Raw genomic sequence first — 12,747 nt, forward strand, 5'->3', positions numbered from 1 at the left:
CAGCAAGCATAGCCCCGCCGGTGCGTCAGCGCGGGTAGAGCGGCGGCAGGCTGCCCGGCTCGGCCGCCGGGACGGCCTGCGGATCGGCGCCCGGCAGGCTGCGCACCGCGCGCCAGAGGTCCTCGCCCTGCCAGTTGCGGCCGCCTTCGCTGTCGCTGTACAGCGCGCCGTTGAGACCGTCCAGCGCATCGGACAGCGGCACGAAGCGCGCCGCCATGTCGGCCAGGGTCTCCGGCTGCTGGCGCGCCCAGGCGTCCAGCGCCTGGCGGGTGGCGTGCGGGTCGTTGGCCTGGCAGGCGCGGCGCAGCTCGTCGAGCAGGGTGCGGGCGCTGGGGCCGGCGACCGCGGCGCGGATCACCGCCGGCAGGCGCCGCGCGCGCCACCACAGGCCGAAGCCCAGCAGCGTGGTGAAGGCGAGGAGGGCGCAGGCCAGCTGCCAGGGCCACAGGCGGGCATCGCTCTGCAGCAGGGCCTCGGCGGACGGCGCGGCGGGCGTTTCGGCCGTGCTTTCCAGTTGCGGGTTGGCGGCGACCTCCAGGGTGCGCTCGGGCAGGCGGGTGCGCTCCACGCGATTGTCCCGGGTGTTCCACCAGACCACCTCGACGGGCGGCAATTGCACCTGGCCAGCATGGTCGGCGATCAGCGCCTCGCGTTCCTCGCGGCTGCCGATCACGCCTTGTTCGGTGCTCTGGTTGGCCAGCTGCGGCTGGTCGGGGTAGTGGCGCAGCTCGCCCGGCGGCGCCAGCGGCAGCGGCGGCAGCTGGGCGCTGGAGAGCCCCTCCACGCGCAGCATGATGTTGCGGGTCAGCGCCTCGCCGGCGCGGGCCTGCTCCGGCTGCGGGCTCCAGGTTTCGCTGAGGGTCAGCGCGCGGGCCGGCAACCAGGGCGCGTCCTTGGGATAGTCGGCGGGCTTGGGCTTGATCTGCAGCGGGATGGTCGGCGAGATCACCCGGATCTGCTTGCCGGGCTGCGGGCCGAAGGGGTTGTAGTCCGGGGTGTGCTGCTGGGCGACCTGGGTGGCGTTGAAGGTCTGCCCGGGGATTTCCAGGGTGCCGCTCTTCTGCGGGAAGATCGCGTAGCGCACCTCGATGACCCCATGGCGCACGCCGTTGATTTCCTTCTCGTAGGTGCGCGCCTCGCCCAGCGGCTCGACACGGGCGTCGGCGATCTGCAGCGGGGTGAGGCTGCTGTCGTCGTACAGCGACACCGAGTGGTAGATGCGCAGGGTGAGGATGACCTGCGCCTGCACGTAGCTTTCCTCCTGGTCGACGCTGGCGTCGATGAACACCGGGGCGAGCTTCTGCACGCCGGCGCTTTCCTCGGCCTGGAGCACCTGCAGGCTGATCGTCTCGGTGGCGTTGCCGCCCAGGCGGATCGGCGGGATCACCACGCTGCCCCGGTTGCGCGGCTGCAGGGTGACGATCCACTGGGTGGTGGCCTGGGTCTTGCCGTTGAGGGTGGTGAGGTGGTTGACCTGGCGGGTGCCGAGCACCACGAACTGCTCGTCCAGGGGCTTGAGGTCCGGCTTGCCGAACAGCGTCGGGTCGTCGGACTCCAGCGTCAGGTCGATGCTTTCGCCTTCGTTCAGGCGCGTGCGGTCGACGCTGGCGGTGAAGCTGGCCTCGGCCCGGACGGCGGCGAGGCAGAGCAGGGTCAGGCAGATCAGCCGTTTCATTGCGTGGTTTCCTGGCGCTGCTGCTGTTGCTGGTACCAGAACTTGCGGCGCAGCAGTTCGGAGGGATCGTCGGGGATCTGGCGCAACCATTGTTCCAGGGCCTGGCGGCGTTCGTCGCTCAGTGGACCGGCGGTTGCCGGATTGGTTTCGCTGTCGTTGCGCGAGACCGCCTGCGGCGCATCGCTGCGGCTGGCGCCCGGCTTGCCGGCGTCGCGCTGTTCCGGCGTCTGCGCGGACGGCGTGGGTTGCGTGTCCTGCTCCTCGGACTGCTCCTGCCTGGGCTTGGCGTCCTTGGGCTGCGTCGGCTGGGGCTCGCTGGATTCGCCGTGGGACGGGTTCTGCTGCTGCGACGCGGCGCTTTCCTCGTCACTGGCGGCTTTCTGCCGCTGGCGCAGCAGGTCTTCCAGCAGCGCCTTGTTGCGCTGCGCGGCGGCCAGTTCGGGGTCGCGCTCCAGGGCCTGGTCGTAGGCGTCGATCGCCGCTTCCAGCGCGTCCTGCCGGGCCAGGGCGTTGCCACGGTTGTAATGGTCGGCGGCGCTGTCGCCCCGGGCGAAGGCCTGCGCGGCGTCGGCGTAGTCACCCGCCTCGAAGAGCGCCAGGCCACGCCAGCGGAAGTCCTCGAAGCGTTCGGCGGCCTCGGCCGGGCGCTGGGCGTCGAGCAGGCGCTGGCCCTGCTGGTCGGGGCGCAGCCAGAGGTCGGCGAACTCGAAGGCGTTGGCGGTCTGCGGCGGCGCCCACAGCAGCGGCAGCAGCAACGGCAGGCTGAACAGCCAGCCCCGGCGCCCGGCGCAGGCGGCGAGCAGGAGCAGCGGCAGCAGCAGCCAGTAACCCTGGTCGGCCCAGCGTTGCAGGCGCAGCAGGGCGTCCTCCTTGCTGACCTGCAGGCCCTGGGTGTCGTCCAGCAGGCCCAGGGCGCGCAGGTCGGCGTTGCCCTGGCGCAGGCGCTGGAAGCGCCCGTCGAGGTCGGCGGCGAACTGGCGCAGGGCGTTGTCGTCGAGGCGCGGCACCAGGATGTTGCCCTGCTCGTCCTTGAGGAAGGTGCCGTCTTCCAGGGCGATCGGCGCGCCGCCGGCGGTGCCGGTGGCGAGCAGCAGCAGGTGCTTGCCCTTGCCCTTGAGCGCCTTGCGGATGCCCTGGCGTTCCCGGGCGTCCAGGGCGCTGGTGATCAGCAGGATGTGGCCGCTGCCTTCGGCGCCATGCTTGAGCAGCTGGCGCGCCTGCTCGACGGCGAGGTCGGCGCGGCGCCCCGGCTCGGGCATGATCGACGGCTTGAGCGCGTCGAGCAGGTTGCGCGCGGTGCCCAGGTCGTTGGACAGCGGCACCAGGGTGTGCGCGCTGCCGGCATAGACGACGATGGCGGTCTGCGCGTCGCTGCGTGTCTGCAGCAGGTCGAGCACCTTGCGCCGCGCCTGCTCCAGGCGGCTGGGCGGCAGGTCGGTGGCGAGCATGTCCGGGGTCAGTTCGAGGACCACCACCAGCGGGTCGCTGCGCTCCATCGCCGGCTGTTCCAGGTGCTGCCAGCTCGGGCCGAGCAGCGCCAGCACCGCCAGCAGCCAGGCCAGGCCGAGGAAGATCCACGGGCGCCGCTCGTGGCGGCCGCGGCCGCCGGACAGCAGCCAGGGATGGAAGGCCGGCGGCAGCAGCAGTTGCCAGCGGCCGGCGCGGCGCTGGCGGTGCCAGAGCTTCCACAGCAGCCAGCCGAGCAGTGGCAGCAGGAGCAGCCAGCCGGGGCGCAGCAGATGGGGCCAGAGCGCGCTCATGGCTGGCGCTCCCGGCGCAGCCGCGCCAGCCAGGCCGGGCGGGCCGGCCAGCGCCAGTCCTCCGGCGGCCAGAGTTCGCGCACCACCAGCGTCACGCTGATCAGCAGCGCCAGCAGCAGCGGCCAGCTGTAGAGGGCGAGGGCGGGGCGCGCCTGGGTGGGCTTCTGCTCCACCGGTTCGAGGGCGTCGAGGCTGTCGGAGATGCGTTGCAGCTCCTCGCCGTTGCGGGCACGGAAATACGCGCCGCCGGTGGTCTCGGCGATCGCCCTGAGCGTCGGCTCGTCGAGGTCCAGGCCGGGGTTCAGGCCGAACAGGCCGGCCACGCCGCCCTGCTGCGGATCGGCGCCGATGCCGATGGTGTAGACCTTCACCTGCTCCTCGGCGGCCAGGCGCGCGGCGGTCAGCGGCTCGATCTCGCCGGCGGTGTTGGCGCCGTCGGTGATCAGCACCAGCACGCGGCTCTGCGCCGGGCGCTGGCGCAGGCGCTTCACCGCAAGGCCGATGGCGTCGCCCAGGGCGGTGTCCTTGCCGGCGATGCCGATCATCGCTTCGTCGAGCCAGACGCGCACGGTGTGGCGGTCGAAGGTCAGCGGCGCCTGCAGGTAGGCGCGGCTGCCGAAGAGGATCAGGCCGACGCGGTCGCCGCGGCGGGCTTCGATGAAGCCGCCGAAGAGTTTCTTCACCAGCTCCAGGCGGCTGATCTCGTTGTCTTCCCAGCGCATGTCGGCGTAGTCCATGGAGCCGGAGACATCCACGGCGAGCAGCAGGTCGCGGCCGCTGGCGGGGATCGGCAAGGGCTCGCCGACCCACTGCGGGCGCGCCGCCGCCAGCAGCAGGCAGAGCCAGAGCAGGGCGAACGGCGCCTGCTGGCGCCAGGCCGGCAGGCGCGCGCGGGCGCGGCGGCCGGCGAGGCCTTCGAGCTCCTGGAGGAAGCTGACCTTGAGCGCCGCCTCGCCGCTGTCCGCCGGCGGCAGGATGTAGCGCATCAGCCAGGGCAGCGGCGCGAGCAGGAAGACCCAGGGCCAGGCGAACTCAAACATGCTTGCGCACCCAGGTTTCCACGGCGGCGGCGAGGCCGTCGATGGCCTTGTCGTCGAGCTGGCATTCGGCGCGGTAGCCGCCTTCCACCAGGATCATCCAGCGCGTCAGGCCGGCGGCGGGGCAGCGGTTGTCGAGGAAGGCCAGCCAGGCGCGGCCGCTCAGGGTATGGCTGTGGCTGTCGGGCCAACGCGCCCGCGACACGCGCTTGAGCAGGCCGTTGAGCGCCTGTAGCCAGGGGCCGGCGGGGGCGCGGTCGTAGGGGCGCGGCAAGCGCGCGAGCTCATCCAGCGCGGCCTGGCGCACGGGGTCGAGCGGCGCCTCGGCGGCCTGTTTCGGCGCGCGCCGGGGCAGCCAGCGCTGGCGCGTGCGCCAGAGCGCCCAGAGCGCCAGCGGAATCAGCGCGGCGACCAGCCACCAGCCGGGCGCCGGCGGCCACCAGGCGACCGGTGCGGGGCTGATCAGCGGTTCCAACTGGTCGAGCGGATTCATCGCGAGTATCCCGGCTGGTGCTGTTCCAGCAGGTTGCGCAACTGCTCGACCAGCTCCTCCTGGGTGGACAACGGCAGCAGCGGCACGCCCAGGCGCTGGGCCAGGCGGGTCCAGCGTTCGCGGCGCGCTTCGCCCTGGGCGCGGTAGGCCAGGCGCTGCTCGTCGATGTGGGTGTCCAGCTCCAGCTGCGCGGCGCCTTCGGCGAAGCGCAGCAGCCCGGCGGCGGGCAGCGCGTGGTCGAGCGGGTCGGAGACCGGCAGCAGCACCAGGTCGGTGTGCCGCGCCAGCAGCGCCAGTTGCTGCTCGGCCAGGTCGCCCAGCGCGCGCTCGTCGCACACCACCAGGATCAGGCTGCCCGGGCGCAGCACTTCGCGGGCGCGGCGCAGCGCCAGGCTGAAACCGTCGCCGCCGTGGCCGTTGGCGCCGCCGTGGCCGGCGAACAGCCCGTGGTTGGCGCGCACGATCAGGTTGAACAGTTGCAGCAGGCTCTGCTTGCTGCGCCGTGGCTTGATCTCGTGGCATTCGCTGTCGGTGAACACCAGCCCGCCGATGCGGTCGTTGTGCGCCAGCGCGGACCAGCCGATGAAGGCGGCGGCGCGGGCGGCGAGCACCGATTTCAGGCACAGCCCGGAGCCGAAGAACAGCCGGGCGCTCTGCTCGACGAGGACGAACACCGGGCGCTCGCGTTCCTCATGGAACAGTTTGGTGTGCGGCTCCTGGGTGCGCGCGGTGACGCGCCAGTCGATGGTGCGCACGTCGTCGCCGGCCTGGTAGACGCGCACCTGGTCGAAGTCCACCCCGCGCCCGCGCAGGCGCGAGTGGTGCAGGCCGATCAGCGGGCTGCGCCGCGACGGCGTGGAGAACAGCTGGACTTCGCGCAGGCGGTGGCGGATCTCGATCAGCTCGCCGAGCGAGACGGCCACACCGGGCGCCAGGACGTTGTGCATGTCAGGCGACGGCGACCACGTCGAGGATGCGCTGGACCACGCGGTCCTGGTCGATCCCCGCGGCTTCGGCCTCGAAGGACAGGATCAGGCGGTGGCGCAGCACGTCGAACAGCATCGCCTGGATGTCTTCGGGGCTGACGAAATCACGGCCGGCCAGCCAGGCATGGGCGCGTGCGCAACGGTCCAGGGCGATGGAGCCGCGCGGGCTGGCGCCGTAGGCCAGCCACTCGCCCAGCTCGGCGTCGAACTTGGCCGGGTTGCGGGTGGCCATGATCAGTTGCACCAGGTATTCCTCCACCGCGTCGGCCATGTACAGGCCGAGGGTTTCCTGGCGGGCGGCGAAGATCGATTCCTGGGTCACCCGGCGTTCCGGCCGGGTCTCGCCGTGCAGCGCCTCGCCGCGCGCCTGCTGGAGGATGCGGCGCTCCACGGAAGCCTCCGGGTAGCCGATCTTCACGTGCATCAGGAAGCGGTCGAGCTGGGCCTCGGGCAGCGGGTAGGTGCCTTCCTGCTCGATGGGGTTCTGCGTCGCCATCACCAGGAACAGCGGCGGCAGGTCGTAGGTGCAGCGGCCCACGCTGACCTGGCGCTCGGCCATGGCTTCGAGCAGCGCCGATTGCACCTTGGCCGGGGCGCGGTTGATTTCGTCGGCCAGCACCAGGTGGTGGAAGATCGGTCCCTGCTGGAACACGAAGGTGCCGTTCTCCGGACGGTAGATCTCGGTGCCGGTGATGTCCGCCGGGAGCAGGTCGGGGGTGAACTGGATGCGATGGAACTCGGCTTCCAGGCCTTCGGCCAGGTCCTTGATCGCCTTGGTCTTGGCCAGGCCCGGTGCGCCTTCCACCAGCAGGTGGCCGTCGGCGATCAGGGCGATGAGCAGACGCTCGATGAGCTTTTCCTGGCCGAGGATCTGGCTGGAGAGGTACTGGCGCAGCGCAAGCAGCGACTCACGATGTTCCATCGCGTGGGGTTCCTGGACGAGGGGTAGGGCTGTCGGGGCCCATACTTTACTGCATCGGCCGTTCCACGGGGAGCGCCGGGGTTCTCGCCGCCGGCGGCGCGCTCCGCGCCTGCGACGCTGCGTCGCCGGGCAGGGGCGTCAGGCAGCGCAGCGCGCCGTCGGGGTTGCGCAGCCGGCGCATGTCGCGGGCGCCGCCGAGCACCACGGCGAGGTAGTAGACCCAGGCGAGCGGGCGCGGCATCCCGGCTTCCAGCAGCATGCGGCGGAACAGGCTGTCGGCCTCGGCCTTGCTTACCGGGGCGACGTTGAGGAACTGGTACAGCGCGTCGTGCACCAGGCTGGCGTGGTGGGCCACCGGCCAGAACATCAGGCGCTGCTCCTGCCGGCCGTGGCGCAGGCACTGCACCGGCTCCAGGTGGTCCCACCCGTCCGGCGTGCCGAAGGTGGCGATCCAGTAGAAGGGTACCTTGGGCGAGCAGCCGTCCCAGGCGTAGGTGCGCTGGCGGGAGAGGTCGTAGCGCACGGTGCCGGCGGCGAGGTCGACGCTGGCCGGGCCGGGGTTGATGATGAGCCGGCCGTCGTGCACCACCAGCCACTCGCTGTAGAAGTGGCGACCCTTGAACAGGGCGTCCTCGCGCACCAGCGGGAAGTCGATGTAGTTGATCCAGGGCCCGCTGCGGTCGCGGCTGCAGAAGCCCCATTCGCGCACCGACCTGTCGCGCGCCGCCCGCACCCGCCGCAGGCGTTCGCGGCGGCCGATGCAGCGCGGCAGCAGCACGCCGAGGTAGACCGGCACGGCGCCCAGCAGCAGCGGACGGACAGCCGCCGGCAGGAACGCCCAGGCAAGGGCCAGCAGCGCGCTGCCGAGCAGGGTGACCAGCAGGTTGTCCAGATGCCGCAGCAGCGGGCGGCGCAGGGGCGGGTGACGTTGCATGGTGTCCGTTCCGGGGGATCAGGACGGCAACATAGCAGCTGGCTATCACAGGCACATCCGGAGCGCCTGCCGGGGGTGTCAAAAAAGGCCGCCCGGGAGCGGCCGAAGTCAGGCGGGGCCGGGCGGCCCCGCACTGTGGAGGCACTGTCCTACCTTGCTGCCCAGGCGTTGAAGCGCTGTTCCAGCTGTTCGCCGTGATCGGCCCAGAAGCTGGCGCTCATGGCGACCTGGTTTTCCAGGTTGGCGGCGTCGGTGGGCATGTTTTTGCGCCGCTGCGGGTCCACCTGGCCCACCGCCTGGGTATTCACCGGGCCGTAGGCGATCTGTTCGGCATAGGCCTTCTGCTGCGGTGTCTGCAGGACGAAGGAGATGAACTTCAGGGCCTCGTCGCGGTTCTTCGCGCCCTTGGGAATGGCGAAGGCGTCCATGTCGTAGATGCCGCCGTTCCAGACGATGCGCAGGTTGCTTTCGTTCTGCACGGCGGCGATGCGGCCGTTGTACACCGAGCTCATCACCACGTCGCCCGAGGCCAGGTACTGGGGCGGCTGGGCGCCGGCTTCCCACCACTGGATGTTCGGCTTGATCTGGTCGAGCTTGCGGAACGCCCGGTCCTGGCCCTCCTGGGTGGCGAGGACCTGGTAGACGTCCTTGGGCGCCACGCCGTCGGCCATCAGGGCGAACTCCAGGGTGTACATCGCGCCCTTGCGCAGGCCGCGCTTGCCGGGGAACCTGTTCAAGTCCCAGAAGTCCGCCCAGCCGCTGGGCGCGGTCTTCAGCTTGTCGGCGTTATAGGCGAGCACCGTGGACCAGACGAAGAAGCCGAAGCCGCACGGCTGCACCGCGCCTTCCAGCAGGCCGGGGGCGGACTGGTCGCCGATCTCTTCCAGCAGGCCTTCGTCGCAGGCGCGGGTGAGCTCCGGCATTTCCATCTCCACCACATCCCAGGACACGCTGCCGGTGTCCACCATCACCTTGACCTTGGCCATCTCGCCATTGAACTCGCCGGCGACGATCCGCGTGCCGTGCTGCTGCGTGTAGGGCTCGTAGAAGGCCTTGACCTGGGCCGCCTTGTTGGCGCCGCCGTGGGACACCACGGTGAGGTCGGCGAGGGCGTGGCCGGAGGCGGCGCAGCCCAGGGCGAGTGCGAGGGAAAGGCTCAGTGACTTGTTCATTGTTGTATTTCTCCGTCGAGCGGGTATTCCAGGGGCTGGAGGACTCGGCGCCGCTGGCCAGGCAGTACGGCGGCGCGGCGATGCCAGGGAAGTCTCGGCGGCCTGGCGCGCGACGGGCAATCAGACGGAACCAAGAATCGCCGTGCACGGCTCGTACCTCCGTACTAAGGCGCCGCCCGCCGCGACAGGTCATGCTGGGCGATGCCATGCTTGGCGCCTTCGCCGAACCTTTTCCGACCCTGCGGGACCCACGCACCATGCCGCTCTGCATCCAGGACATCATCGACAGCGAACCCTTGCGCACCCGCCTCCTGTGCGGCGCCGCGGGCAGCGCCCGGCGGCTGCGCTGGGCGCACGTCTGCGAGCTGGCCGACCCCACCGAATGGCTCGGCGAGGGCGACCTGCTGATGACCACCGGCATCGGCATTCCCGCCGACGGCGAGGCGCAGCGCAGCTATCTGGAGCGCCTGGCGCGGGCCAAGGTGGCCGGCCTGATGATCGGTGAGAACATGCAGGCGCCGGACGACCTCGGGGCGCTGCGGGAGACCGCCGAGCGACTGGGCTTTCCGGTGCTGATGACCCACTACTCGGTGCCGTTCTCCGCGGTGACCCGCAGCATTCTCGACGCCGGGCGCCAGGAGGAGTTCGAGCGGCGGACGGCCATCAGCCGCATCTACGAAAGCGCCCGGATGGGCCTGCGCGGGCTGGGGCTGGCGGCGCTGGTCGAGCGCCTCGGGCGCGACGTGCAGGCGCGCCTGTTCCTCTTCGATCCGCTGAACCTGGAGCCCTGGCAGCAGGAGCTGCCGCCCTTGCCCGGGCAGTGGCAGCCGGTGCTGCTGGCGCGTCGGCAGGCGCTCAAGAGCGGCTCGCCGGCGGTGCTGCGCTGCTCCGGCGACGAGGGCGAGGCGCTGGTGATGGCGCTGCCGTCGCAGGTCGATTGCGCCATCCTCGCCTGCGGCGGCGAGCTGCTCGATTACGGCCTGCTGCATCACCTGGTGGCGGTGCTGGGGATCGAACTGGAGCGCCTGCAGGTGGAGCGCGAGCGCTGGTTGCGGCTGGGCTCCGAACTGCTCGACGACCTGCTGCAGCAGCGCCTGCCCGAGCGGGCGGCCGCGGAGCGGCTGGCGCAGTTGCAGTGCCCGGCGGAGCGCGCGGTGCTGGCGCTGGCCCGGCCCGATGCCGCGGCGCCGGTGGAGTGGCAGCGGCGCCTGCGCCGCCAGGGGCTGGAATTCCTGGTGCGCAACCAGGGCGAGGAACTCATGGTGCTGCTGGCCGGGCGCGACGCGGCCGGCGCGGTGCAGGCCGGCCTGGGTTGCGCGATGGGGCTGAGCGCCCCGCTGGGACATGCGGGGCGGATGCCGGAGGCGCTGCGCGAAGCGCGCCTGGCGCTGGCCCATGCCTGCCCGCGGCGGCCGCTGATGGATTATGCCGAGGCGCGTACCGAGCAGCCCTGGCTGCCCGGCAGCCTGGATGAGGCGGTGCGGGTGCACCGCAACGTGCTCGGCCTGCTGGCCGACTACGACCAGCAGCAGGGCGCGCAGCTGCAGCGCACCCTGCGGGTGTTCCTCGCGCACAACCGTTCCTGGCAGAAGGCCGCACAGGAGCTCAACGTGCACAAGCAGACGCTGGTCTACCGGATTCGCCGCATCGAGGAAATCTGCGGCCGCTCGCTGGACTCCACCGAGGACGTCGCGGTGCTCTGGATCGCCCTGCGCGCGGCGCAGATCGCCGGGCTCAGGGAATGATCACGAAGCTCTTGCGCAACGCCTCGCGGATATCCCAGACCCCGGAGCAGTTCGCCGGGAACAGCACCGCATCGCCCGCGCGCAGTTCGATCGGTTCGCCATCGTCGGGAAGGAAGACGCAGTGTCCGGCGATGATGTGGCTGAACTCCCGGGCCAGCACCTGACGGCGCCAGCGGCCGGGCGAGCACTCCCAGACGCCGGTCAGCAGGCCGTCGGCGGCCTCCTCGGCGTGGGTCGCGGCGAGGGCGACGGGCTCGCCGAGCGGCGCCTTCACCGGCACGGCGGCGGGCAGGACGAGGCTGGCGGTCGCTGCCAGCAGGATCGGTTGCGGCATGGCGGTCTCCTTGGGGGTCAGAGGTTCTTGTCTTCGAGGCCGGAGGGGGCGAGGGTGGCGAGCGCCTTGTCCAGCCAGGACGGCCGGCCGCCATCGGCCTCGGCCATTTCCTTGCGCTGCACGGCGCCGCGCACGGTCAGCCCGCCGACATAGCGCAGCGGTTCCGGCGGGAAGCGCTTGGGCTGGCGGCCGACCAGGCCGCAGCGGCTCCACTCGTCGTCCCGGCCCAGCGCCAGGCTGGCGAGGATGCGCCCGCCGATGCGGCTGGGGCCGACGCCGTTGCCGCTCCAGCCGATGCCGTAGACGATGTGCGGCGCGCCCTCGAGGTGGCCGAATACCGGCAGGCTGTCGTAGGTGCGGTCGATCGGGCCGCTCCAGGCGTGGGTGATGGGTACGTCCGCCAGCTGCGGGTAGCTGCGGCGGAAATCGTCCTCGGTCTCCTGGCTCAGCCGGGGGTTGTCGTCGTAGCGGGCGTCGACCCGGCTGGCGTAGCTGATCATGCCGGTGCCCTTGCCGAAGGCGATGCGGCCGTCGTGGGTGGTGCGGTAGTAGTCGACCATCAGCTGGGAGTCGGTGATCGCCTCGCCGCCGGTCCAGCCGATCTGCTCCAGGCGCTGCGGGATCGGCGCCGTGGCGACTATGGTGCTGGTGACCGGCAGGATGGTCCGGCGCAGCTCCGGGATCGCCGCCGCCCAGGCGTTGTGGGCGAGCACCACGCGCCCGGCCCTGACCGTGCCGCCGGGGGTTCGCAGCTGCGCCGGCTGGCCGCGCTGGAAGTCCAGCACCGGCGTGTTCTCGTAGATCCGCACGCCCTGTTCCAGCGCCACGCGCCGCAGCCCCCTGGCCAGGCGCGCCGGTTGCACCGTGGCGTTGCTGGCCTCGAGCACGCCTTCCAGGTGGCGGGCGGAACCGCTGCGGCGCGCCACTTCCTGAGCGGGCAGCGAGGCGAAGACCGGCTCCCCGAGGCGCTCGCAGGTGCGCTGGACGTCCCGCCAGGCGCCGCGCTGGGCGTCGCTGGTGGCGGTCCACAGCCAGCCGTTGCGGCGGAAGTGCGCGTCGATCCGGTGTTGCGCGCAGAACTCGCCGATCTCGCCGATGGCGGCTGCCGACGCGCGCGCCAGCCGGAGGGCTTCGTCCTTGCCGCACTGCGCCGCCAGCGAGCTGATCTTCGGCCACCAGGACATCACGAAGCCGCCGTTGCGCCCCGACGCGCCGCCGCCGCAGATGTCCCGTTCGAGGATCGCCACCTGGCAGGCGGGGTCCAGTTCCAGCAGGCGCAGCGCGGTCCACAGGCCGACGAAACCGCCGCCGACGATGGCCACGTCCACGTCCAGATCGGTTGCCAGGGCCGGGGTCGGGTCCAGTTCGGCGGCGATTTCCTGCAGCCAGAGTGAGCGAGTCATCGGCGTCATCCCATTCGTGTGTCGATGGCGCACTCTGGTCGGTCGGGGCCTCCGCGGACAATCGTGCATTGCATGGAAATCGCCGGCGGGCCTCATACGAACGTACGACCCATTGCCTCAGGCTGAACGAATATGTCGCGGCCTCGTAAGCCGGCGGCGATCGACTCCCGATAAGCTCGGCGGATCGGTGACTGTCCGGTCGTGGCGGTCAATCGAGGGTCACACTGCCCGGTTATAACTGTGACCCGCACCAAGACGCACAAGCGAACTACGCTCAATCCAATAA

11 protein-coding genes are annotated in these 12,747 nt (G+C 71.4%); 1 reads left to right on the plus strand and 10 read right to left on the minus strand.

Translation table 11 applies throughout. The features are described 5' to 3' along the window. Positions 1–25: 25 nt before the first annotated feature. From AC3B6A_RS08940 to AC3B6A_RS08975, 8 genes are all read right to left on the minus strand, one after another. Positions 26–1,675: a BatD family protein gene (locus AC3B6A_RS08940; protein WP_488402104.1), complete on the minus strand. Its 1,650-nt coding sequence runs from the start codon at positions 1,673–1,675 to the stop codon at positions 26–28. Next, on the minus strand, positions 1,672–3,435 hold the full coding sequence (locus AC3B6A_RS08945) for a VWA domain-containing protein (protein ID WP_488402106.1): 1,764 nt from the start codon (positions 3,433–3,435) through the stop codon (positions 1,672–1,674). Before AC3B6A_RS08945 ends, AC3B6A_RS08940 begins: the two co-directional genes overlap by 4 nt. Further along, positions 3,432–4,475 (minus strand): vWA domain-containing protein, encoded by a 1,044-nt coding sequence (locus AC3B6A_RS08950; protein WP_488402107.1) that lies wholly within the window; start codon positions 4,473–4,475, stop codon positions 3,432–3,434. Before AC3B6A_RS08950 ends, AC3B6A_RS08945 begins: the two co-directional genes overlap by 4 nt. Further along, positions 4,468–4,965, minus strand: coding sequence for a DUF4381 domain-containing protein (locus AC3B6A_RS08955; protein ID WP_488402109.1), 498 nt, complete (start codon positions 4,963–4,965; stop codon positions 4,468–4,470). Before AC3B6A_RS08955 ends, AC3B6A_RS08950 begins: the two co-directional genes overlap by 8 nt. Continuing rightward, on the minus strand, positions 4,962–5,912 hold the full coding sequence (locus AC3B6A_RS08960; protein WP_488402111.1) for a DUF58 domain-containing protein: 951 nt from the start codon (positions 5,910–5,912) through the stop codon (positions 4,962–4,964). The genes AC3B6A_RS08955 and AC3B6A_RS08960 overlap by 4 nt, the downstream gene beginning before the upstream one ends. A gap of 1 nt (position 5,913) precedes the next feature. Continuing rightward, on the minus strand, positions 5,914–6,873 hold the full coding sequence (locus tag AC3B6A_RS08965; RefSeq protein ID WP_488402112.1) for an AAA family ATPase: 960 nt from the start codon (positions 6,871–6,873) through the stop codon (positions 5,914–5,916). 46 nt (positions 6,874–6,919) lie between these two features. After that, on the minus strand, positions 6,920–7,807 hold the full coding sequence (locus AC3B6A_RS08970; protein ID WP_488402114.1) for a DUF1353 domain-containing protein: 888 nt from the start codon (positions 7,805–7,807) through the stop codon (positions 6,920–6,922). A gap of 149 nt (positions 7,808–7,956) precedes the next feature. Then, positions 7,957–8,979 carry an ABC transporter substrate-binding protein gene (locus AC3B6A_RS08975; RefSeq protein WP_488402115.1) on the minus strand — a complete coding sequence of 341 codons (1,023 nt, stop codon included), beginning with the start codon at positions 8,977–8,979 and terminating at the stop codon, positions 7,957–7,959. Between the two features lie 191 nt (positions 8,980–9,170). Here AC3B6A_RS08975 and AC3B6A_RS08980 point away from each other — a divergent pair, with 191 nt between their 5' ends. Next, on the plus strand, positions 9,171–10,724 hold the full coding sequence (locus tag AC3B6A_RS08980; RefSeq protein WP_488402117.1) for a PucR family transcriptional regulator: 1,554 nt from the start codon (positions 9,171–9,173) through the stop codon (positions 10,722–10,724). Here the strand turns inward: AC3B6A_RS08980 and AC3B6A_RS08985 are convergent. Together AC3B6A_RS08985 and AC3B6A_RS08990 are read right to left on the minus strand one after the other, a co-directional pair. Beyond that, positions 10,714–11,058, minus strand: a complete 345-nt coding sequence (locus AC3B6A_RS08985) for a cupin domain-containing protein (RefSeq protein WP_488402119.1) — start codon at positions 11,056–11,058, stop codon at positions 10,714–10,716. The genes AC3B6A_RS08980 and AC3B6A_RS08985 overlap by 11 nt on opposite strands. Positions 11,059–11,075: 17 nt before the next feature. Next, positions 11,076–12,461, minus strand: a complete 1,386-nt coding sequence (locus AC3B6A_RS08990) for an NAD(P)/FAD-dependent oxidoreductase (RefSeq protein WP_488402121.1) — start codon at positions 12,459–12,461, stop codon at positions 11,076–11,078. Positions 12,462–12,747: the final 286 nt, after the last annotated feature.

It is taken from the genome of Pseudomonas sp. B12(2026) (genome assembly GCF_057767015.1).

Coding starts and splice junctions, on each gene's coding strand:
- AC3B6A_RS08960 (WP_488402111.1), bottom strand. CDS start 5,912: ATGCACAACGTCCTGGCGCCCGGTGTGGCCGTCTCGCTCGGCGAGCTG.
- AC3B6A_RS08950 (WP_488402107.1), bottom strand. CDS start 4,475: ATGTTTGAGTTCGCCTGGCCCTGGGTCTTCCTGCTCGCGCCGCTGCCC.
- AC3B6A_RS08980 (WP_488402117.1), top strand. CDS start 9,171: ATGCTGGGCGATGCCATGCTTGGCGCCTTCGCCGAACCTTTTCCGACC.
- AC3B6A_RS08985 (WP_488402119.1), bottom strand. CDS start 11,058: ATGCCGCAACCGATCCTGCTGGCAGCGACCGCCAGCCTCGTCCTGCCC.
- AC3B6A_RS08970 (WP_488402114.1), bottom strand. CDS start 7,807: ATGCAACGTCACCCGCCCCTGCGCCGCCCGCTGCTGCGGCATCTGGAC.
- AC3B6A_RS08965 (WP_488402112.1), bottom strand. CDS start 6,873: ATGGAACATCGTGAGTCGCTGCTTGCGCTGCGCCAGTACCTCTCCAGC.
- AC3B6A_RS08990 (WP_488402121.1), bottom strand. CDS start 12,461: ATGACTCGCTCACTCTGGCTGCAGGAAATCGCCGCCGAACTGGACCCG.
- AC3B6A_RS08955 (WP_488402109.1), bottom strand. CDS start 4,965: ATGAATCCGCTCGACCAGTTGGAACCGCTGATCAGCCCCGCACCGGTC.
- AC3B6A_RS08975 (WP_488402115.1), bottom strand. CDS start 8,979: ATGAACAAGTCACTGAGCCTTTCCCTCGCACTCGCCCTGGGCTGCGCC.
- AC3B6A_RS08940 (WP_488402104.1), bottom strand. CDS start 1,675: ATGAAACGGCTGATCTGCCTGACCCTGCTCTGCCTCGCCGCCGTCCGG.
- AC3B6A_RS08945 (WP_488402106.1), bottom strand. CDS start 3,435: ATGAGCGCGCTCTGGCCCCATCTGCTGCGCCCCGGCTGGCTGCTCCTG.